Genomic DNA, 19,808 nt, shown 5'->3' on the forward strand with positions numbered 1-19,808 from the left:
CACATGAGTACTGAAGTGGTCGCTACATCAGCAGTTTCTGATGCACAGCAACAATCTCCGTCCACTCCTGCACAGCGAAATTCTGTGGAAAAAGTGAACTTACTAGGCATGTCACGTCCGCAAATGGAAAAATTCTTCGAAGATATGGGCGAGAAGAAGTTCCGTGCCGGTCAGGTGATGAAATGGATTCATCAGTATTTCGTGACTGATTTTGCCGAGATGACCAATATCTCAGGCAAGCTGCGTGAAAAACTGGAAAAGATTTGTGAAATTAAAGCGCCAGAAGTGGTGCATAAAAACTATTCCAAAGACGGTACCCGTAAATGGGTGTTCCGTGTCGGTGATGGTGACGGCTCTCTGGTTGAAACTGTCCTGATTCCCGCAGAAGACAAAACTGGCTCACGTAAGACCCTGTGTATTTCTTCACAAGTGGGCTGTGCTCTGGACTGTTCATTCTGTTCAACCGGTAAGCAAGGTTTCCAGCGTGACCTGACTCAAGCTGAAATCATCGGTCAGTTGTGGATGGCCAACTATTCCTATATGGAAGAAGTGCCTGTGGCTGAGCGTGAGCGTTCAGTGACCAACGTGGTGATGATGGGTATGGGCGAGCCATTGCTAAACTATGACGCTGTATTAAATTCTATGCGCATTATGCTGGACGATTTTGCTTATGGCATGTCTAAACGCCGCGTGACGCTTTCAACGTCTGGTGTCGTGCCGAAAATTGACCAGTTGGCACAAGATATTGATGTGGCTTTGGCGATCTCATTACACGCAACCAATGATGAACTGCGTAATGAACTGGTGCCAATCAACAAAAAATATCCGCTAGAGCAGCTTATTGCCGCTTGTCAACGTTATATCACTAAAGATGGTAATGAAAGTGCGCGTAAGCACGTAACCATCGAATACGTAATGCTGGATGGCGTAAATGACAAGCCTGAACATGCCCAGCAGATGATCAAGCTGCTCAAAGATCTGCCAAGCAAGATTAACCTGATTCCATTTAACCCGTTCCCGCATGCGCCATATGACCGTTCAAGCCGTAACCGGATTATTTCTTTCCAAAAAACTTTGTCTGATGCCGGTTTTGTGTGTACGATTCGTCAGACACGTGGTGATGATATCGACGCTGCGTGTGGACAACTGGTAGGACAAGTCGCTGACCGTACCCGTCGTGCGGAACAGTGGAAAAAGAAAATTGCGCAGTCCAACGAGATTATGCGCTCACAAGGATAACAAGAGGTCGCCAATTGAGTAATCTGACATCTAAACTTGCTTTGGTTTCAGTAGTATGTGGGTCTTTGGTTTTAACTGCGTGTCAAACGCCAGATCTGGGTCAGAAGGACCCGGAAAAAGCCACCAAGGTTCGTACTCAGTTGGCGGTTGAATATCTTAAAAACGGTGATCTGGATTCAGCTAAACGTGCGCTGGATCAGGCACTGGAAACTAATCCGCGTGATTCGCAAGCCAATATGATGATGGGCGTGCTGCTTCAGCAGGAAGGCAGCAAACCTAATCTTGAAAAGGCCGAAGGTTATTTCAAGCGTGCAATTTCGGCAGATCCCAAAAATGCCCAGGCACGAAATAACTACGGCACCTATTTATATCAGCTTGAGCGCTATAAAGATGCGATCGAGCAGTTTGAAATTGCCGGCGCAACTTTAGGTTATGACCAGCGATTTCGTGCCCTTGAAAATATGGGACGGATTTACCTGAAACAGGGTGATTTGGTGAATGCTGAAAAATCATTCAAACAGGCACTACAGGCTAATCGCGCTTCGTATATATCAATGTTAGAGTTGGCAGAAATTTTTTATCTGAACCAGCAGTTCCCGGCCGCGACTCAAATGTATGAACAGTTTGTACGTGGCGTGGGGCAGAAAAACCAGAGTGCCCGTGCGCTCTGGATTGGCATTCGCACTGCGCGTGCCAGTGGCGATCAGTTAGGCATGCAGGTATTGGTCAATCAATTACGTGCATTGTTCCCTGAAAGCCCGGAATATCAACGTTATTTGCAATTACAGTACAGTACTGAGGCCGTATGGAAGTAAATCCTAATTCAGATTCGAATAATTCGAGCGTAGCTCCAAACGCGTTAGGAAATGTTCAGCGTCCAGGTGAGTACTTACGCAAGATTCGTATTAATCAGCAACGTGAGCTTGAAGACGTTGCCAAAGAACTCAATATTCCGGTAAAGACCCTGAGTGCCTTGGAAAAGGATGATTATAAATCTTTGCCTGAAGCGACCTTTATCAAGGGCTATTACCGCACCTATGCCAAATATCTCGGTGTCGATGCTTCTAACCTGATTCAGCGTTTTGATGAAATTTATGCCAATGATACCGGTATGGTTGCAACGCACGCCCTGAAAGATTCTCCAATCAAGATCATGGGTAAATTGCCAGGTTCAAAGCGTGATCGTAACCGTAAATGGTTAAAGCGTGGCCTGATTGCACTGGTTGTAGTACTGATCTTGGGTGCACTGGTCGCCATGATCCAGAACTGGTCAGAGAGCAGCGAGAATAGTGCCGAAGTTGCGGACACCTCTTCTGATGTCGAAATTTTAAATCTGGATGCCGGTGCTGCCATGTCCGGTGATCAGCTTAAGCTTGATTTTAGCCGTCCGACCTCTGTGCATATTGTAGATGCAGGCGGTAACGTACTGGCCACTGGTCGTCAGGCGTCTACTATAGAGCTGAACGGTGAAGCGCCATTCCAGATCCGACTGGATGATGCGACAGCAGTATCACTCAGTTTAAATAATGAAAGTATTGCATTGTCACCTTATACGGTTAACGGAAAAGCAGATTTCCGTTTATCACGTTAATGGTGAGCAGATAGGGCGAAATCATGATCGTAAATCCAATTCAGCGCCGTCCAACACGTAAAATCCGTGTCGGTTCTGTCTATGTCGGTGGTGATGCACCGATCACTGTTCAGTCAATGACCAATACTGAAACCTGCAATGTCGCAGCAACTGTTGCTCAAATTCAGCGTTGTGTGGATGCGGGCGCAGACATCATGCGTGTCTCTGTTCCAAGTATGGAAGCAGCGGCCGCATTTGGTGAAATTCGTAAGCAAGTTGACGTACCACTGGTCGCAGATATTCACTTCGACTATAAAATTGCGCTGGCTGTTGCTGATCTGGGTGCAGACTGTCTGCGTATTAACCCGGGGAATATCGGTTCGGAAGCCAAGATTCGTGAAGTCGTGGCAGCAGCACGTCATAACGACATTTCTATGCGGATTGGTGTGAATGCCGGTTCACTGGAAAAAGATATCCAGAAAAAATATGGCGAGCCAACAGGTGAAGCACTGCTGGAATCTGCGATGCGTCATATCGACATTCTAGATCGTCTGAATTTCCATGAATTTAAAGTATCGGTTAAAGCTTCAAATGTGTTTTTGACTATGGATGCTTATCGTCTGCTGTCTAAACAGATTGATAATCCACTGCACTTGGGTGTGACTGAAGCGGGTGTGTATCGTACCGGTTCAGTAAAATCAGCGATTGCTCTTGGCGGTCTACTGATGGAAGGCATTGGCGATACCATGCGTATTTCTCTGGCAGCCGAGCCTGAAGAAGAAATCAAGATTGGTTTTGATATCCTGAAATCGCTGGGTCTTCGTTCTAATGGAATTAACTTCATTGCCTGCCCAAGCTGTTCACGTCAGGAATTTAACGTGATTAAAGTGATGCAGACCCTTGAAGAACGTCTGGAAGATGTCCGTGTTCCGATGGATGTGTCTGTGATTGGCTGTAAAGTGAATGGTCCGGGCGAGGCCAAAGAAGCCGATATTGGTGTAGTAGGTGCAAGTCCGCGCTCACTGGTGTATCGTAATGGTGAAAAGAGCCATTTAATCGATACCAATCAACTGGTTGATGAAATCGAATCAATGGTTCGTCAACGTGTTTCCGAGCTTGAAGAAGCCAAATCAAAAGAAATTATTCGCACAAGTTTTTCTGAGTAGATCATGAGTTCAATCGTCGCAATCAAAGGTTTTAATGACATTCTCCCAACGCAAACCCCAGCTTGGAGACGTCTTGAACAGCATCTGTCAGGTCTGATGGATGCCTATGGCTATCAACAGATCCGTTTGCCGATGGTTGAACAGACCAATCTGTTCAAACGTTCAATCGGTGATGCCACAGATATCGTTGAAAAAGAAATGTACACCTTCCTGGACAAAGGTAATCCGCCTGAGTCTCTGACTTTACGTCCTGAAGGAACAGCGGGCTGTGTACGTGCGATGCTGGAACATAACCTGCTTCGTGGTGCAACACCGAAAGTGTGGTATATCGGACCGATGTTCCGTTATGAAAAACCGCAAAAAGGCCGTTATCGTCAGTTCCACCAGTTTGGTGTGGAAACCTTTGGTGTGGCAACACCTGATCAAGATGCAGAGCTGATTCTGATGACTGCGCGCCTTTGGAAACGTATGAGCGTTGCTGACAAAGTTCAACTTGAACTGAATACACTGGGCGAGTCTGATGAACGTGCAGCGTATCGTGCGGCACTGGTAGAGTTCCTGCAAGCGCATAAAACGGATCTGGATGAAGATTCTCAACGTCGTCTGACGACTAATCCGCTGCGTATTCTGGATTCCAAAGATGCCAAAACTCAAAGCATCCTAGAAAATGCGCCAAAACTTCACGACTTTATGGGTGAAGAAACACTGGCACACTTTAACCAGTTACAACAGTATTTGTCAGATGCCGGTATTAGCTTCGTCATCAATCAGAAACTGGTACGTGGTCTGGACTACTATAACAAAACCGTATTTGAATGGACCACTACTCACTTAGGTTCGCAAGGTACTGTGTGTGCTGGTGGTCGTTATGATGGCTTGGTCGGTCAATTGAAAGGCAAAGCGGATCAATCTGTGCCTGCAGTTGGTTTCGCGATGGGGATGGAGCGATTATTGCTTCTCCTGGAACAGGTGGAAGACAATACGCCAGTACGTGATTGCGAAGTATTCCTGGTTGCCGATCCTGCTTCTCAAGGTAAAGCACTGGTATTGGCTGAACAGATTCGTGATCAATTGGAAGCTGCAGGCAGTAATATTCGTCTGAAAGTCGGCTCTCAGGGTTCAATGAAATCGCAAATGAAAAAAGCCGATCAGGCCGGTGCTTTATATGCAGCCATTATCGGTGAGCGTGAACTTGAAACACAAAGCTTTACGGTGAAAGAGCTGGCGACTGCAGAGCAATCTACTGTGCCATTTGCTGACTTTGTCGCATTTTTCAGTACTAAAATTTCTTCAAAATAATCGATAAAACATTAGGAAAAAGGTAATCGCATGAGCGCAATGACTGATGATGAACAACTTGAAAGTTTGAAATCCTTCACGAAGAAGTATGGTTCTTCGATCATTATCGGGATTCTGGTTGCGCTGATTGCCTTTTTCGGATGGGAATATTGGCAGAAGAAAAACTTGGCAGAATCGCAAATGCAGACTGCCAAGGTTCAGCAATTGATGGATGAAGCACAGGCTGCAGATGGTGATGCTTTTGCCAAGCTGTCTGAAACTGCAGACAAGATTGTTAAAGAAGCACCGGATTCGGCCCAAGCGATTCAAACCCAGCTGGTCATGGCGAAACTGGCTTATGACAAGCAAGATTATGCTGCCGCTGAGAAAGCATTGCAAAAAGTTGAAAACTCTAAAGTTGACGATAAAGGCCTAGTTCAGGTTGTTAAATTGCGTCTGGCTTATGCACAATTAGCACAGAAAAAATATGATGCAGCCCTGAAAACTTTAGATGCAGTCACTGAACCTGCATTTAAAGCAACCGCTGATGAAGCTCGTGGCGATATCTATGTTGCCAAAAATGATATTGAAAATGCCAAAAAAGTATATCAAAGTGCATGGGATGCTTTGATTGAACGTAAAGAAGAACGTCAAATTTTACAAATTAAGCTCGAAAGCGTAGGCGTGTTGGTCGATGACCCGGAAATCGAACGCCCAATTATAGAAACACAAGTGGAAGAAGCTGAATGAACAGAACATATAAAATCACCTGTGCTTTAACTGTTTTAACTCTTGCACTCGCTGGCTGTGCGGGTAAGACCAATAAAGTACCAGAAGTAAAACCGAATCCACTTCCAAAAATCAGTCAGACTAAAACACTTGTTCCTGTATTTTCGACCAGTGTTTCTTCAACAGAGAAGGCTGATCCGCTACGTTTACGTCTGGATGCGGATAACGGAGTCGTATTTGCGATCGACCCTAAGGGTGAAGTCACTGCTTTTAATGGCAAGCAGCGCCTGTGGCAGAAAAAAGTCAGCAAAGATACTTTAAGCTCTGGCGTTGAAGCCGCTGATGGGATCGTGGTGGTTGGCAGTAATAAAGGCCAACTGATCGCACTAGATCAGCAGACTGGTGAACAACGCTGGACTGCACAATTGACTGGTGCCATTTTGGCGCCTTCACTGGTTCATGCAGGTCGCGTAATTACTGTTACTAATGATGGTACTGTATATGCCCACGAAGTGGCTTCAGGCGCTCAGGTATGGACCTACGATTTACCGAATGTCCAGTTTAGCCTGCGTGGCATGGCGGCTCCAGTGCCTTTAGATGCACGTAATGTATTGATTGCGACTTCAAATGCTTATATTTATGCAATCGATGCCCTAAGTGGTGTGCCTAAATTGCAGCGCCGTGTTGCGATTTCTGATGGTCGTTCGGACATTCAGCGTTTGATCGATATTGACGGTGATCCTGTCGTAGCAGGTCAGTTTATTGTGACCACTAGCTATCAAGGTCAGGTGACTGTATTTGATCTGGCTTCACAACAGGTAATCTGGAGTGAAGATGCTAGTAGTATCCAGCGACCGGAAGTGGTTGGTAATGGCGTGTTTGTTGCCCAAACCGATGGTAAAATCAGCGCTTATGAAATTACCACTGGCCAGCCTTTATGGGAAAATGACCAGTTGTTGAATCGTCAGCTGAGCAATCCGGTAATGCTTGGAACTGAACTTGTCGTAGGTGATCTGGACGGAGTACTGCACCTGTTAGATCCATCAACAGGACAGATTATTGGCCGTGCTAAAACTTCTGGTGAAGTGCGTCATTTACGCGTAATTGACAACCAGCTCTATGTTTCGACTCGCAAGGGTGCATTAAGCATCTGGCAGAATCGTTAATTTTTGTTTGGCTTATGCTAAAATAAGCCAACCGTATTTTTTACGCGGGGTGATTGAATATTCAATGCCCCGTGTTTTTATTTATTTTAGGCTTTAATCCTATTCCCTTTTTCTTCCAAAACTTTCTGATGTTCAGGCCATTTTTAGACAGCCTGATATTGAATAAAGGTTAATCTATGAAACCCGTAATTGCGCTCATTGGTCGTCCGAACGTCGGAAAATCAACTCTGTTTAACCAGATAACCAAGAGCCGTGACGCATTGGTGGCAGACTTTGCAGGTCTGACACGCGACCGTAAATATGGTGATGCGATCTATCAAAACAAATCTTTCATTGTCGTAGATACCGGTGGTATCGGTGAAAATGAAGGTGGTATTGACTCCTACATGGCTGAGCAGTCTAAAACCGCGATCCATGAAGCTGACATGATCATTTTTGTGGTCGATGCACGTGCCGGATTACTGGCATCTGATGAACAGATCGCTCGTGAACTGCGTACTTTGGGCAAGAAAGTTTTCCTTGTAGCTAACAAAGTTGATGGTGTACATGCTGAAGCTGCTCTGGTTGAGTTCTATAAACTCGGTATGGGTGAGCCTATGCAGGTTGCTGCCAGCCATGGCCGTGGCGTACAGCAAATGCTGGAAGAAGTACTTGAAGATGTGCCTGAAGATGAAAGTCCGGAAGAACATGACAAGAATACTGGTCTACGTCTTGCAATTATTGGTCGTCCAAACGTAGGTAAATCGACACTGGTAAACCGTCTATTGGGTGAAGAGCGTGTTGTAGCGTTTGACCAGCCAGGAACGACGCGTGACTCGATCTATATTCCTTTTGAGCGTGATGGTCGTCAATACACCCTGATTGATACCGCTGGGGTACGCCGTAAAGGTAAGGTTGATGAAATGATTGAGAAATTCTCAATCGTGAAAACCTTGCAGGCGATGAAAGACGCGCACGTAGTGGTGATCGTGGTGGATGCCCGTGAAGGCATTGTAGAGCAGGACTTGCACCTGATCGGTTATGCGCTTGAAGCTGGCCGTGCCATGGTGATTGCGATCAATAAATGGGACAACATGTCTGAATATGATCGTAAACAATGTAAGCTCGATGTAGAGCGTCGTTTTGACTTTATTCCTTGGGCTAAAATCCACCTGATTTCTGCGTTACATGGTACAGGGGTCGGGGAGATGTATCCATCGATTCACCGTGCTTATGATTCTTCACATCTGAAAGTATCACCAGCGAAGTTGACCCAGATCCTGAATGATGCCACTGAAGCGCACCAACCACCTACTGTACAAGGTCGTCGTATCAAGATGCGTTATGCGCATATGGGCGGACAGAATCCACCGACCATCGTGGTTCACGGTAATAAGGTAGATAAGACACCTGCGGACTATCGCCGCTACCTAGAAAACGTATTCCGTAAAGTGTACAAACTTGAAGGTACACCGGTAAAAATTGAATTTAAAACCTCAGAGAACCCGTTTGAAGGCCGTAAGTCACAATTGGATGAACGTACTGCTGCGCGTCGCCGTCGTTATGTACAAAAATTCAAGAAAGCCGAGAAAAAATTTAAACGTGGTTAATTGCCATATTTAAATAAAAAAGCCTGCAAAAGCAGGCTTTTTTATTTATTCATATTTTAGATTGAGCATTTTTTTGCTTTTTGATAAATACGGATATTTTCAAGATTAGCTAAAGCTACGTCAGCATCGGCTTGAGAAGCAGCAATATTATTTTGATTGTTATTGCCAGTAAAAGCATTGGTAATTTCAGTTGCGCGCGCAACTGTTTGTGATTGACCTGCAAAAGCAGATAATGCACCACTTGCAATACCTGCCAATTTAGAAACAGGATTATTGGCTTGAGCATTCGCCTGGTTGAGTGCATTTTGACTTGCTTCTAAGGTGCGTTCAAAGCTGCGCGCTTCTACTGCCAAATCTGTACAATCTAATCCTTTTAAGTATGTTGTTGAGTAGACACCGTTATTTTGATTTGAAGCATTATTATAATTGGAAGCATAAGCACGGTCTGCACGTGCAACAGCAGCATTCGCCTGTGCGCGGCTACGCTCCATATTTGCTTCAGCCTGATCCATGATTGCGCCGTTTCTAGCTCCCATAACTGCAGTAGCAGCTTCTAGCCAAGAGCCAGCTTGTGTTGAAAATGATAGTGCAGCAATTGCAGTACTGAGTATGATTTGCTTAAAGATATGACCCTCTGTTTTTTCTATGTATAAAATTGTAGTTGGATTGTAACTATTTTTTATTCAATTAAAAATAGCTTGAAAGCTCAATTATTTATTTTGATTTACAGTATATTTTATTGTTTTATTTAAGTTTTATTAAAATATATTTTAAGATATTAGCTATAGTTTGTCAGAGAGGCAATCAGGTTGATTTATACTGAAAGCCCTAAAAGTAACATTTTTTATAAGGGCGACTATTTTTGAAGTTTATTATTCATATTGATTGGATTGCGCTGGCACCACGATTTAGACATTTACAAGACTTAGATCGGAAAACCTATATTCAGCAGCGTAAACAATTAATTTATAACTATCGTAATCAGTTACTTTCAAAACAACTCAATCGACCGGTCCAGTCTTCAGATTTTGCTGCCACCGAATACGGCAAACCCTATCTTCCGGCCTATCCAGACTTTGGCTTTAATCATACTCATAGCCAAAACTTCTATGCATTAGCAACAAGCAAAAGTATTCAGAATTTGGGGATCGATATCGAAGAACTTAATCGAAATGTACGTTTTGAAGCCTTAGCCCAACATGCTTTTCATCCTGAAGAGCTGAAACAGTGGCAGGCATTACATTATGATCCTGAATACTGGTTTAAAGTCTGGACCACCAAGGAGGCAGTCCTAAAAGCGTCAGGACTTGGAATCCGGATAAACCTGAATGAGCTGAATACCCAGATTCATCCACATCAGGATGGAGGACGTTGTGAACATCCAGAAATTGGAATTTATGCCTATCAAAACTATATCTTAGCGGGTTGCATGCTCACTGTGGCCTGGCAAAGCGAGCATTCCTGTAAAGGCCTAAGATTTCCAGCGATTCAGATTCATCAAGCTGTTTAAAAGTAGAGTAAGCCCAAAATATTTCTTATTGTTTGGCAATCATTAAATTACTCAGCCGGTTAACGAACTGTGGACTCATTCGAGATAAGTGAAATAAAAACTTACTCTTGAATCCGACCGGATGATGCGTCACTTGCCAAATTGAATCTTTTAGCTGTGCCAGTTTGAAAATATCCTGCACTACATCCTCAGCTTTTAGATGCACGCCCATTTTTTTGATACTTTCAGCCTGCATATCTTTCACCATTGCAGTGCTAACAAAAAGCGGCATCACATCGAATACCCGAATGCTATATTTTTGCCATTCAATATCCAAGCCTTCAGTCAAACCACGAACCGCAAATTTGCTGGTTGCATAGGAAGCCAGATCCGCTTGGCCATAAATCGCTGATGCTGAAGATAGGTTAATGACCCGAGCAAAGGAAGCCTGCTTTAAATAGGGCAAAGCAGCATAGCATGACAGCTATTCAGGACGCCTTTGATATTCACGTCAAGGGTACGATGGTGATCTGTAATATTGGTTTCTTCAAAAGGACCGGAATATAAAATTCCGGCGTTATTTACCAGAATATTGATTTCACCGGCCCAGGATGCGAATTCAGATAAGGCTCTTTCCCATGAAGTATAATCGGTTACATCCAGAAAGCCGGCTTTGGCATGTTCACCGAGTTGCTGGGCCAATTGTTCTGCCTGTTCATGATTAATATCATAAATTCCGACTTTATAACCTTGCTGGTAAAATAGCTTAGCTGTCGCGGCACCAATTCCTTGTGCTGCACCACTAATCAATATACTGTGCATGTGCTTGATCTCCTTATTGTCTTTTTTTCTTGAACATAGCAAGAAACAGGCAAAATAATGCGGCTATTTGGTAAAGAAGAGGTTTTACAGTGGAACAATTACTCCAAGTCATGCGTGAGTTACGTGAAAAATGTCCATGGGCTCGGCAGCAAACTCCCGAATCTCTGACCAAATATGCGATTGAGGAAGCCTATGAAGTTGAAGCAGCGGTGCGTTCTGGCCAAGCTGATGAGGTGCGGGATGAACTGGGTGATTTGCTCTTACAGGTCGTATTTCAGTCACAAATGTATAGCGAGCAGGGCGCTTTTGATTTTCAGGATGTGGTGCAGGCGATTACCGATAAACTGATCCGTCGTCATCCGCATGTGTTTCAGGCGGAACAGTTTGCACAGCTGAGCCCTGAAGATGTCTCGGTGCTCTGGAAAGAAATCAAGCAGAAAGAAAAACAGGGTAAGCCACGTTCACGTTTGGATGAGGTTAAGCATGCACCCGCACTGCAACAGGCGGATGAGATCCAGAAAAATGTCGCCAAAATCGGCTTTGATTTTCCAGATGTCGCGGGTGCCTATGGCAAGCTGGAAGAAGAACTGGATGAGCTAAAAGAAGCCGTTGCTGGACAAAATTCCGATGAAATACTCGAAGAATTTGGCGACTGCTTATTTTCACTGGTGCATGTTGGTCGTAAACTTGGTGTCTCAAGCGAGATGGCATTATTGGGCACAATCCATAAATTCCGGACCCGCTTTGCCCTGATGGAAGATCAGGCAGAACAACAGCAACTCAACCTGGAAAGCCTGTCATTGGCTGAATTGGATCAGCTCTGGGAACAGGCCAAATTAGAATTAAAACAAAGAGCCGCTCATGAACAAAGTACAACATCGCATAGGTCCGGCATGGATTAATACTGTCCTGCTAGGCATTTGGCTGGCCTATACTTCAATTGAAACAGTACATGCAACTGCAACCGATTATGCAGAATGGAAAGTACGTCAGCAGCAGCATGATGCACGCCTGAAGAAGAAAATTGCTGCTGCTACCCCCGTTTCTGAAAACAATCATTATCTGGCTAAACCTGCATTATCCGCCTCTTCAGCTACTGATAAAATTAGCTTGAATCAGGCCAGTATCGAGCAGTTACAGCAGTTAAATGGCATCGGGCAGAAGAAAGCGGAAGCGATCATTGAATACCGGCAGAAAAACGGTAAATTTAAAACAATTGAAGATATTCAACAGGTCAAAGGAATCGGGCCGGCCTTATTTGCCAAAAACAAGGATAGACTGGCTTTGTAACCCTGCTGAATTTAGCGTAAATAAGCCATCCATCTGAACCATGAGAATGACATAATCAAATTGCCCTTTAGCGGTGTAAGCGATATGATTAGCGTCATCTTAGAATTTTACGTTCAGACGTAGGAGACAGCGTCTTTTGCAAACTTTGCGCGCGTCAAAATGTGGTTTATCAACCGCTCAATTACCTTCTTATATTCTCGATGTGATTGATGCCTTAACTAAGGCAGGCTATGAAGCTTATATCGTAGGTGGTGGTGTCCGGGATCTGATGCTGGGTTTAAATCCCAAAGATTTCGATGCAGTGACCAATGCTACACCAGCTCAGGTTAAAGAAGTGTTCGGACGGCGTTGTCGGATTATCGGACGACGTTTCGAGCTGGCGCATGTCTATTCGGGCCGTGAACTGGTTGAAGTGGCAACTTTCCGTGCGCCTCCTAAAAAAGCGGTGACCTCTGCAGCAGGGATGATCCTGCGCGATAATAACTGGGGCACCATTGAGCAGGATTTTGCTCGTCGAGATTTTTCAATCAATGCCATGTATTATCAGCCACGCAAAGGTATCGTGCTGGATTTTTGCAATGCAGTAGATGATATTAAACATAAAACACTGCGTTTATTGGGTGATCCGACTTTAAGATTTGAGGAAGATCCGGTTCGGATGCTGCGAACTTTACGTTTTGCAGCCAAACTCAATTTCAGTATTGATGAAGCCATTCTGGATATTTTCACTCCGGAAATGACCCAGCTTCTACGTGATGTGTCTCCACACCGTCTCTATGATGAATCGCAAAAGCTATTCACTATGGGACATCTGAATCGTGTGATGCCAATGCTGATCGATTTTGGCATCTGGCGTCAGCTGTTTGCGGATATCAAACCAAACATTACTGCATTTATTGAACTGGCAGCGAAAAATACCGATCAGCGTATTTCAATTGGCAAGACCATCAACCCGGCTTTCTTCTATGCGGTATTGTTGTGGCAACCGTTCCTGGAGCGCTGTGATTTCTATCTGTCCAAAGGTGTAGTGCCGGCGGAAGCACGTGCGCAGGCAGGACTGGATGTACTGAAACGTCAGGCCACTCGTACCGTGATTCCACGCTTTGCGGAAACTTTCATTCGTGAAGTCTGGGAAATGCAAACCCGCTTGCTCAATCCAAAACCACAGCAAATTGAAGCATTATCAGGTCATGCACGTTTCCGTGCCGGCTTTGACTTTTTGTTGCTGCGTGAAAAATCAGGCGATGAAACTGCACAGGGCATGGGAAGTTGGTGGGAAGCCTATCAGCAAATGAGCAGCGATGAAAAAGAGCGTGCCATTGCCCAATATAATCGTCAGCGTGCCAAGAGCCGTCGCAAGGCTTCTCAGGAAGAACATCTGGAACAGCGTCTGGCTGCACAAGATGTAGTAACCGAGATTGAACCTCTGGTGAATGAGCCGGAACCACGTAGCCGTCGTGCGCGTAAAGCCAAATTTGAGAATGAGCGTAGCAAACCGGTTTCTCATGTGGCGGCCGGTGCCAGCGGTGACATTGGTGCAGACCATCCAATTACCAAGCGTAAACGGGTGCAGCGTGATTTAAGCCAGGTTATTTTTGGGCCTACACAATGACAGTGACCTATATCGGTTTAGGAAGTAACCTGGGCGATTCACGCCAGATTCTGGCTGAAGCCGTGCAAAAGCTGGCAAGTCTGGGACAGGTCAAAACCTCGCATCTATATCAAAGCCCACCTATGGGGCCACAAGATCAGCCCAATTATTTTAATGCTGTCGTACAGTTAATTACGGATCTAGCACCGCTGGATCTGCTGGATCGTTTGCAAACCTTCGAACAGGAGGCTGGGCGTGTACGTCTACGCCATTGGGGTGAGCGTACCTTGGATCTGGATCTGCTCATTTACGGTGATGAGCAGATTCAAAATGAACGGTTAACCGTACCGCATGTGGGCGTGCTGGAACGTGATTTTGTATTGGTGCCATTACTGGATATTGATGCCAACTTGCAGCTCAATGGAAATACATTAAAAGACCTGGACATCGTCAAGCAATCAACCTTAAGGGTTTTTGATCGCACGAATTGGGCAAATATTTAATTTTTAATTATTGGCATGTTCGAGAGAACTTCAATAATAGAGGAACATCTTCATGATCAGTCTCAGTGATTTAAGACGATATAAAGCGGAAGGACGCAAATTTTCTTGCCTGACTTGCTATGATGCCAGTATGGCCAAAGCCATGGAAATTGCTGAAGTTGACAGTATTCTGATTGGCGACTCTTTGGGTATGTCGATTCAGGGTCGTGATTCAACCTTGCCTGTGACTGTAGAAGATATGGCTTACCATACCGCAGCGGTTCGCCGTGGCAATCAGCATGCACTGATTATGACTGATCTGCCATTTATGAGTTATGCCACTCTGAATGATGCGTTACAAAGCTCAAAAACGGTGATGCAAGCCGGTGCACAAATGGTCAAGATGGAAGGTGGTACCTGGTTGGCGGAAACCGTTCAGGTTCTAACCCGTAATGGGATTCCAGTCTGTGTTCACTTGGGTCTCACTCCACAGTCGGTGCATGTCTTTGGTGGCTATAAGCTACAGGCTCGTACCCGTGAAGCGGCCGATCAACTGATTGCTGACTGTAAGGCGGTGGTTGAAGCCGGTGCAGCAGTGTTGTTACTGGAATGTGTGCCTGCACAATTGGGTCAGGAAATTACTGAACTATTCCCGCATATTCCGGTGATTGGCATTGGAGCAGGGGCAGCCACTGATGGTCAGGTACTGGTCGTTCAGGACATGCTCGGTCTGACCTTTGGCCACACCGCAAAATTTGTACGTAACTTTATGAAAGAACAGTCTGGTGCGACTGCAATTCTGGATGCATTTAAGGCCTATCATGCGGCTGTGTTAGATGGTTCATTCCCAGCACCTGAACAAACATTCCAAGTCGAGTTGTAACATGAAAACAGAAACAACCATCCAAGGATTATCTGCTTCGCTCAATCCTGCACGTTCTGCGCGTAAAATTATTGGTTTTGTCCCGACCATGGGTAACCTGCATCAGGGGCATCTGAATCTGGTGCGTGAGGCGCGTAAACTGTGTGATGTCGTTGTTGTGAGTATTTTCGTTAATCCGATCCAGTTTGGACCAAATGAAGATTTTGATAATTATCCACGTACTTTAGAACAGGATCAGCAGTTACTGGCAGATGTAGGTTGTGACATTGTCTTTGCCCCAACGGTAGAGCAGATGTATGGTAACAAGCCACGTCTAACCAATATCAGTGTGTCTGGTATCACCAATGACCTGTGCGGCTTACAGCGTCCAGGTCATTTTGATGGTGTAGCGGTCGTGGTGACTAAATTATTTAATATTGTTCAGCCCAACTATGCCTTCTTTGGTCAGAAAGACTATCAGCAACTGGCTGTGATTCGTCAGTTTGTTCAAGACCTCAATATTCCGCTGGAAGTGATTGGTGTACCAATTGCCCGTGCTGAAGATGGTCTGGCACTCAGTTCACGCAATGGCTATCTAAGCGAGCAGGAACGTGCGACAGCACCGGTTATTTTTCAAAGTCTGAAAACTGCTGAGCAGCAGTTACATGCAGGTAAAACTTTGGAGGAAGCACTGGCAGGTATCCGCCAAACTTTGACAGATGCAGGTCTGGTAGTGGACTATGTAGAAGCCCGTACACCGGAATTACAGAAAATTGATGAGTTTAATCAGGATGTCGTGATTCTGATCGCGGCAAAATTAGGAAAAACTCGTCTGATTGATAATCTGCAGATCAAATACGCAGCTGGATAAGTAAAAGGATCGTAAGGCATGAAGCGCATTTTAATTATGACAGGACAATCTGGCTCAGGTAAATCTTCTGCATTGCAGGTACTTGAAGACTTGGGTTATTACTGTATTGATAATCTGCCTTTGGCCTTACTTCCTGAAATTGTGGCGAAGCTGGATTGTGAAAATAATCTGGAACAGTTAGCGCTTGGGGTGGATGTACGTAGTACCCGTGCAGATTTGCAGGAATTCGACCATGTATTTGAACAGTTGCAACAGCATGGTACGGTAGATGTCATCTATCTGACCACGCAGGATCAGGAGCTGATTGCCCGTTTCAGTGCATCACGCCGTCCGCATCCTTTGGCTGCTCGTTTTAAGAGCCTGCATCAGTGTATTCAGGAAGAAAAAGTCCTGCTAATGCCGATCCAACTCCGTTCCACAGTGCATATCGATACCACCGATAAAAGCGTGCATGATCTGAAACATACCTTGCTGTACAAGCTGGGGCAGACCGATAACCTGATTGTGATTCTGCAATCTTTTGGCTATAAGCATGGCATTCCTTTGGATGCTGATTATGTTTTTGATGTCCGTCATTTGCCGAATCCGCATTGGGAACTCGAACTGCGCAAATACTCAGGCCTCGATCAACCAGTACAGGAATTCCTGGAGAAAAGTGATCAGGTCGAAGACATGTTTCAGGATATTTATCACTTTTTAGACAAATGGCTGCCGACCTTTGCTGAGGGTCATCGTCATTATATGACCATCTCTATTGGTTGTACTGGCGGCCAGCATCGTTCTGTTTATATTGTGGATAGACTAAAAAAAGCGCTTGAGGCAAAATGGTCTATTCAAGTCCTCCACCGAGAAATGAAGCACTGGTCATGATTGATACGACTGTTGACGTAATTAATAAACTAGGTTTACATGCGCGTGCATCAGGTAAACTCATTGAAGTTACCACCAAATTTCGTTCCAGTATCCAGATTGGCAAGTCGGACAAATTGGTTGATGCCAAAAATATTATGTCCTTGCTGATGCTTGGTGCGGGCAAAGGAACAACTTTACGCTTAGTGATTGAAGGTGCAGATGAGGAAAAGGCCTTATCTGAAATTCAGGCACTGTTTGCGGCAAAATTTTATGAGGCAGATTAATCGTGGCACGTCGACCGAGCAGTTTAACTGAAGAAGACTTTGAATCTTTAGAGGGACGCGCAAGTAAAACCGAACAGAAAAAAGCAGTTCAGCGTATGGCTGCTTTAGGCGCACAGTTGGCAGAACTGAGTGCAAAACAAATTAAAAATTTACCCGTTGAAGAGCGTCTGATTGAAGCTTTGCTGGATGTCCAGCAAATCAGTTCACATGAAGCACGCCGTCGTCAATTTTCACGTATTGGTAAATTACTCCGTAATGAAAATGAAACCGTGATTCTGTCTTATCTGACTCCGAAACAGGGTTTGAAAAAGACAGCACAATTGCAGCGTTGGGTTGACCGTATCGTGAAAGATGGTGATCCTGCGATTAACGAATTTACCAAAACCTATAATGCGACAGAGCGTCATACCTTACGTCAGCATTATTTACGTGTGCATCGTGATCTAAAAAATCAGGCACCGGAAGAAGAAGTGGCAGCCTCAAAGCAAAAGCTGTTTAACTATGTGCAGCAAGTTGCCCTGATTTCAAATAACTGATTATAATCTGAATTTCTGAATTAAAGAAAAGCGACACTTTGTCGCTTTTTTATTCACTCTAATTAAGTTTAATTTTTTATAAGAATTCAAGAATGTTCCTATAAGTCATTGTTAACTGTAAAAAAATGTAAACTTTTAATATTTTTGATTACTTAAGAAATAGGTTTTAGTGCATAAATAAACTATTTAAATCTCTCAGTATTTTATGATTATTAAGAATATTTAAAAGATAGAAATAGATTTAGGTCAAAGTTAATATTATCAGCGCTCTACTTTTCTAGAAAGTGACAATAGGTATTTTCTATATATTTGAAAATTCAAAGGCTTTTATTTACCTGAAGATCAGAAGAAAAGTGAGCTGTTTTTATCTTCGTATAATTTGGATATTAAGGTGATATCGAAACAATTTGAAATGAATTTAGGAATTTCAAATAATTATATGTAATTTTTCATAAGAGGAATATTTTTTCAAGTAATTCTTAATATTTAAATATCAAGGTATTGAAGCTATCAATGTATCTTTAGAGAAATAAGTTAACAAATCCTTTGGTCGGTAAATGAGATTTTAACGTTGAGTAAATATAGAATCTTTGTTATTGATTGTATCAATTTAGTCGGTTGTAATTTTTACTCTATATTCCATAACATCCAGAGAGGCAGACATGGAACTAAAACTGCTAGAGATCGGTCAGAATACGGAGCAGTTAAGCTCGTGCCGTATATCTCTCATTTTAGGTGTCTATACCTCTGACAATTTATTAGACACCTTCTGTAAAGTCGCGCGTAAAGTACTCGGCGCCAAGACCTGTATCATCGGATTCCATACGGAACCCTATATCTGGTACAGCTGTCCGCTCGGTTTTCGCGGTTTACACGTACCACAGAATGTGGACATACCTAAATATCTACAAGAAATGGATGTGATCGATCAAAATCATCCTGCATATGCAGAATTATCAGATCACGTAAAAAGCCTTGGTGTAGCTCATCAGCGGCTGGTGGCATTTAATTTAAAATCAGCTCAAGGGCAGTCTTTAGGGCAGGTGGTTTTCTTTGATGATCAGACTGAAGTGTTTGATCAGGAAGATATTATTATTGTTCAGCAATTTGCTGAAACTTTAGTCAAGCGAGTTAAACTGAATGAAGAGCATACTGAACTAAAAGAGTTATACGAACAACAATGTGCACAAAACTTCAGTAAAACCAAATTCTTCCAGATTATTGCTCATGACCTGCGTGCACCTTTCCATGGCCTGTTAGGCTTCTCGGAAGTATTGGCGCAGGAACGTGACACTCTGGATGAATCCAGTATCCAGAGTATTTCTGATTATTTATATGATACGGCTCAATCGACGTATAACTTGTTAGAAAGTCTGTTGACCTGGGCGATGGCAGAGGGTGGACGTTTTGTTTATCATCCGATTAATTATGAATTAAAACAGTCTACTAAAATTGTCTGTGATGTACTGAAAAGTCTGGCGCTGAAAAAGAATATTGAGCTGATTGACCAGGTTCCTGAAGATATCAAGGTACATGCTGATATCAACATGATTACTTCGGTCTTGCAGAACCTGGTATCGAATGCACTGAAATTTACTCCAGTGGATCAGGGTGGACAGGTGATCCTGGCTGCTGAAATGGAAGGTGAGCAAGTCAAGATCACTGTTCAGGATACTGGTCTCGGTGTGACTGAAGAACAGATGGAAAATCTATTTAGACCAAATCTCACGGTGAGCTTAAAAGGCACGGACAATGAGAAAGGCGCAGGTCTGGGTCTGGTACTGTGTAAGCGTTTTGTGGACCTGAACCATGGACAGATTGCCGTAGATTCTAAAGAAGGCGCTGGAACCACCTTTACTGTGTATTTACCTAAAGTGACCAATGATCATCAGGCATTGGTACTTGAAGATCTACATACTGAAAAGTCCTGAAAATCATAAATTTCTTTTAAAACCGTTCCCACTCGGCCTGAACTCCTGCTATAACTAAATA

General features: G+C 44.0%; 20 protein-coding genes and 1 pseudogene. 19 read left to right on the plus strand and 2 right to left on the minus strand.

Annotated elements, in window-relative coordinates:
- Positions 1 to 3 precede the first annotated feature (3 nt).
- The 8 genes from rlmN (at position 4) to der (ending at position 8,737) form a co-directional block, all read left to right on the plus strand.
- The gene (rlmN, locus tag RJ01_RS02125; protein ID WP_034169907.1) at positions 4 to 1,239 is read left to right on the plus strand and encodes a 23S rRNA (adenine(2503)-C(2))-methyltransferase RlmN; all 1,236 of its coding nucleotides are present in this window, start codon (positions 4 to 6) and stop codon (positions 1,237 to 1,239) included.
- Positions 1,240 to 1,253: 14 nt separating this feature from the next.
- Positions 1,254 to 2,054, plus strand: coding sequence for a type IV pilus biogenesis/stability protein PilW (gene pilW, locus RJ01_RS02130; protein ID WP_005232134.1), 801 nt, complete (start codon positions 1,254 to 1,256; stop codon positions 2,052 to 2,054).
- Positions 2,045 to 2,830, plus strand: a complete 786-nt coding sequence (locus RJ01_RS02135; RefSeq protein ID WP_034169908.1) for a helix-turn-helix domain-containing protein — start codon at positions 2,045 to 2,047, stop codon at positions 2,828 to 2,830. Before pilW ends, RJ01_RS02135 begins: the two co-directional genes overlap by 10 nt.
- Before the next feature lie 23 nt (positions 2,831 to 2,853).
- A complete protein-coding gene (gene ispG, locus RJ01_RS02140) occupies positions 2,854 to 3,975 on the plus strand; it encodes a flavodoxin-dependent (E)-4-hydroxy-3-methylbut-2-enyl-diphosphate synthase (RefSeq protein ID WP_005232130.1) in 1,122 nt (373 codons plus the stop codon).
- Between the two features lie 3 nt (positions 3,976 to 3,978).
- The gene (hisS, locus tag RJ01_RS02145; protein WP_034169909.1) at positions 3,979 to 5,274 is read left to right on the plus strand and encodes a histidine--tRNA ligase; all 1,296 of its coding nucleotides are present in this window, start codon (positions 3,979 to 3,981) and stop codon (positions 5,272 to 5,274) included.
- 30 nt (positions 5,275 to 5,304) lie between these two features.
- Positions 5,305 to 6,003 carry a tetratricopeptide repeat protein gene (locus RJ01_RS02150; RefSeq protein ID WP_005232125.1) on the plus strand — a complete coding sequence of 233 codons (699 nt, stop codon included), beginning with the start codon at positions 5,305 to 5,307 and terminating at the stop codon, positions 6,001 to 6,003.
- Positions 6,000 to 7,148, plus strand: a complete 1,149-nt coding sequence (bamB, locus tag RJ01_RS02155) for an outer membrane protein assembly factor BamB (protein WP_005232124.1) — start codon at positions 6,000 to 6,002, stop codon at positions 7,146 to 7,148. The genes RJ01_RS02150 and bamB overlap by 4 nt, the downstream gene beginning before the upstream one ends.
- 176 nt (positions 7,149 to 7,324) lie before the next feature.
- Positions 7,325 to 8,737, plus strand: a complete 1,413-nt coding sequence (gene der / locus RJ01_RS02160) for a ribosome biogenesis GTPase Der (protein WP_004782108.1) — start codon at positions 7,325 to 7,327, stop codon at positions 8,735 to 8,737.
- A gap of 56 nt (positions 8,738 to 8,793) precedes the next feature.
- Here the strand turns inward: der and RJ01_RS02165 are convergent, their stop codons facing one another.
- Complete coding sequence (locus RJ01_RS02165) at positions 8,794 to 9,249, minus strand: hypothetical protein (RefSeq protein ID WP_227504395.1); 456 nt, start codon at positions 9,247 to 9,249, stop codon at positions 8,794 to 8,796.
- Positions 9,250 to 9,626: 377 nt separating this feature from the next.
- Between RJ01_RS02165 and RJ01_RS02170 the strand changes: the two genes are divergently transcribed.
- Positions 9,627 to 10,247 (plus strand): 4'-phosphopantetheinyl transferase superfamily protein, encoded by a 621-nt coding sequence (locus RJ01_RS02170; protein ID WP_051069686.1) that lies wholly within the window; start codon positions 9,627 to 9,629, stop codon positions 10,245 to 10,247.
- A 25-nt stretch (positions 10,248 to 10,272) separates the two neighbouring features.
- Here RJ01_RS02170 and RJ01_RS02175 read toward each other — a convergent pair.
- A pseudogene (locus tag RJ01_RS02175) lies at positions 10,273 to 11,048 on the minus strand (SDR family oxidoreductase).
- Positions 11,049 to 11,137: 89 nt separating this feature from the next.
- Between RJ01_RS02175 and mazG the strand changes: the two are divergent.
- The 10 genes from mazG (at position 11,138) to RJ01_RS02225 (ending at position 19,747) form a co-directional block, all read left to right on the plus strand.
- Positions 11,138 to 11,950 carry a nucleoside triphosphate pyrophosphohydrolase gene (gene mazG / locus RJ01_RS02180; RefSeq protein ID WP_034169911.1) on the plus strand — a complete coding sequence of 271 codons (813 nt, stop codon included), beginning with the start codon at positions 11,138 to 11,140 and terminating at the stop codon, positions 11,948 to 11,950.
- The gene (locus RJ01_RS02185; RefSeq protein WP_005232111.1) at positions 11,910 to 12,338 is read left to right on the plus strand and encodes a ComEA family DNA-binding protein; all 429 of its coding nucleotides are present in this window, start codon (positions 11,910 to 11,912) and stop codon (positions 12,336 to 12,338) included. Before mazG ends, RJ01_RS02185 begins: the two co-directional genes overlap by 41 nt.
- Positions 12,339 to 12,474: 136 nt before the next feature.
- Positions 12,475 to 13,950, plus strand: a complete 1,476-nt coding sequence (gene pcnB, locus RJ01_RS02190; protein ID WP_005232109.1) for a polynucleotide adenylyltransferase PcnB — start codon at positions 12,475 to 12,477, stop codon at positions 13,948 to 13,950.
- Positions 13,947 to 14,432 carry a 2-amino-4-hydroxy-6-hydroxymethyldihydropteridine diphosphokinase gene (gene folK, locus RJ01_RS02195; protein WP_005232107.1) on the plus strand — a complete coding sequence of 162 codons (486 nt, stop codon included), beginning with the start codon at positions 13,947 to 13,949 and terminating at the stop codon, positions 14,430 to 14,432. The genes pcnB and folK overlap by 4 nt, the downstream gene beginning before the upstream one ends.
- Positions 14,433 to 14,484: 52 nt before the next feature.
- On the plus strand, positions 14,485 to 15,294 hold the full coding sequence (gene panB, locus RJ01_RS02200) for a 3-methyl-2-oxobutanoate hydroxymethyltransferase (RefSeq protein ID WP_034169912.1): 810 nt from the start codon (positions 14,485 to 14,487) through the stop codon (positions 15,292 to 15,294).
- 1 nt (position 15,295) lies between these two features.
- The gene (gene panC / locus RJ01_RS02205) at positions 15,296 to 16,144 is read left to right on the plus strand and encodes a pantoate--beta-alanine ligase (protein WP_005232104.1); all 849 of its coding nucleotides are present in this window, start codon (positions 15,296 to 15,298) and stop codon (positions 16,142 to 16,144) included.
- An 18-nt stretch (positions 16,145 to 16,162) separates the two neighbouring features.
- The gene (gene rapZ / locus RJ01_RS02210) at positions 16,163 to 17,014 is read left to right on the plus strand and encodes an RNase adapter RapZ (RefSeq protein ID WP_034169913.1); all 852 of its coding nucleotides are present in this window, start codon (positions 16,163 to 16,165) and stop codon (positions 17,012 to 17,014) included.
- Complete coding sequence (locus RJ01_RS02215; RefSeq protein WP_034169914.1) at positions 17,011 to 17,280, plus strand: HPr family phosphocarrier protein; 270 nt, start codon at positions 17,011 to 17,013, stop codon at positions 17,278 to 17,280. Before rapZ ends, RJ01_RS02215 begins: the two co-directional genes overlap by 4 nt.
- 2 nt (positions 17,281 to 17,282) lie before the next feature.
- A complete protein-coding gene (gene yjgA / locus RJ01_RS02220) occupies positions 17,283 to 17,816 on the plus strand; it encodes a ribosome biogenesis factor YjgA (RefSeq protein WP_034169915.1) in 534 nt (177 codons plus the stop codon).
- A gap of 662 nt (positions 17,817 to 18,478) precedes the next feature.
- Positions 18,479 to 19,747 (plus strand): sensor histidine kinase KdpD, encoded by a 1,269-nt coding sequence (locus RJ01_RS02225; protein ID WP_034169916.1) that lies wholly within the window; start codon positions 18,479 to 18,481, stop codon positions 19,745 to 19,747.
- The last annotated feature ends 61 nt before the right edge of the window (positions 19,748 to 19,808 follow it).

The sequence above is a fragment of the Acinetobacter sp. YZS-X1-1 genome (assembly GCF_000804305.1).
Classification (GTDB): domain Bacteria; phylum Pseudomonadota; class Gammaproteobacteria; order Pseudomonadales; family Moraxellaceae; genus Acinetobacter; species Acinetobacter variabilis.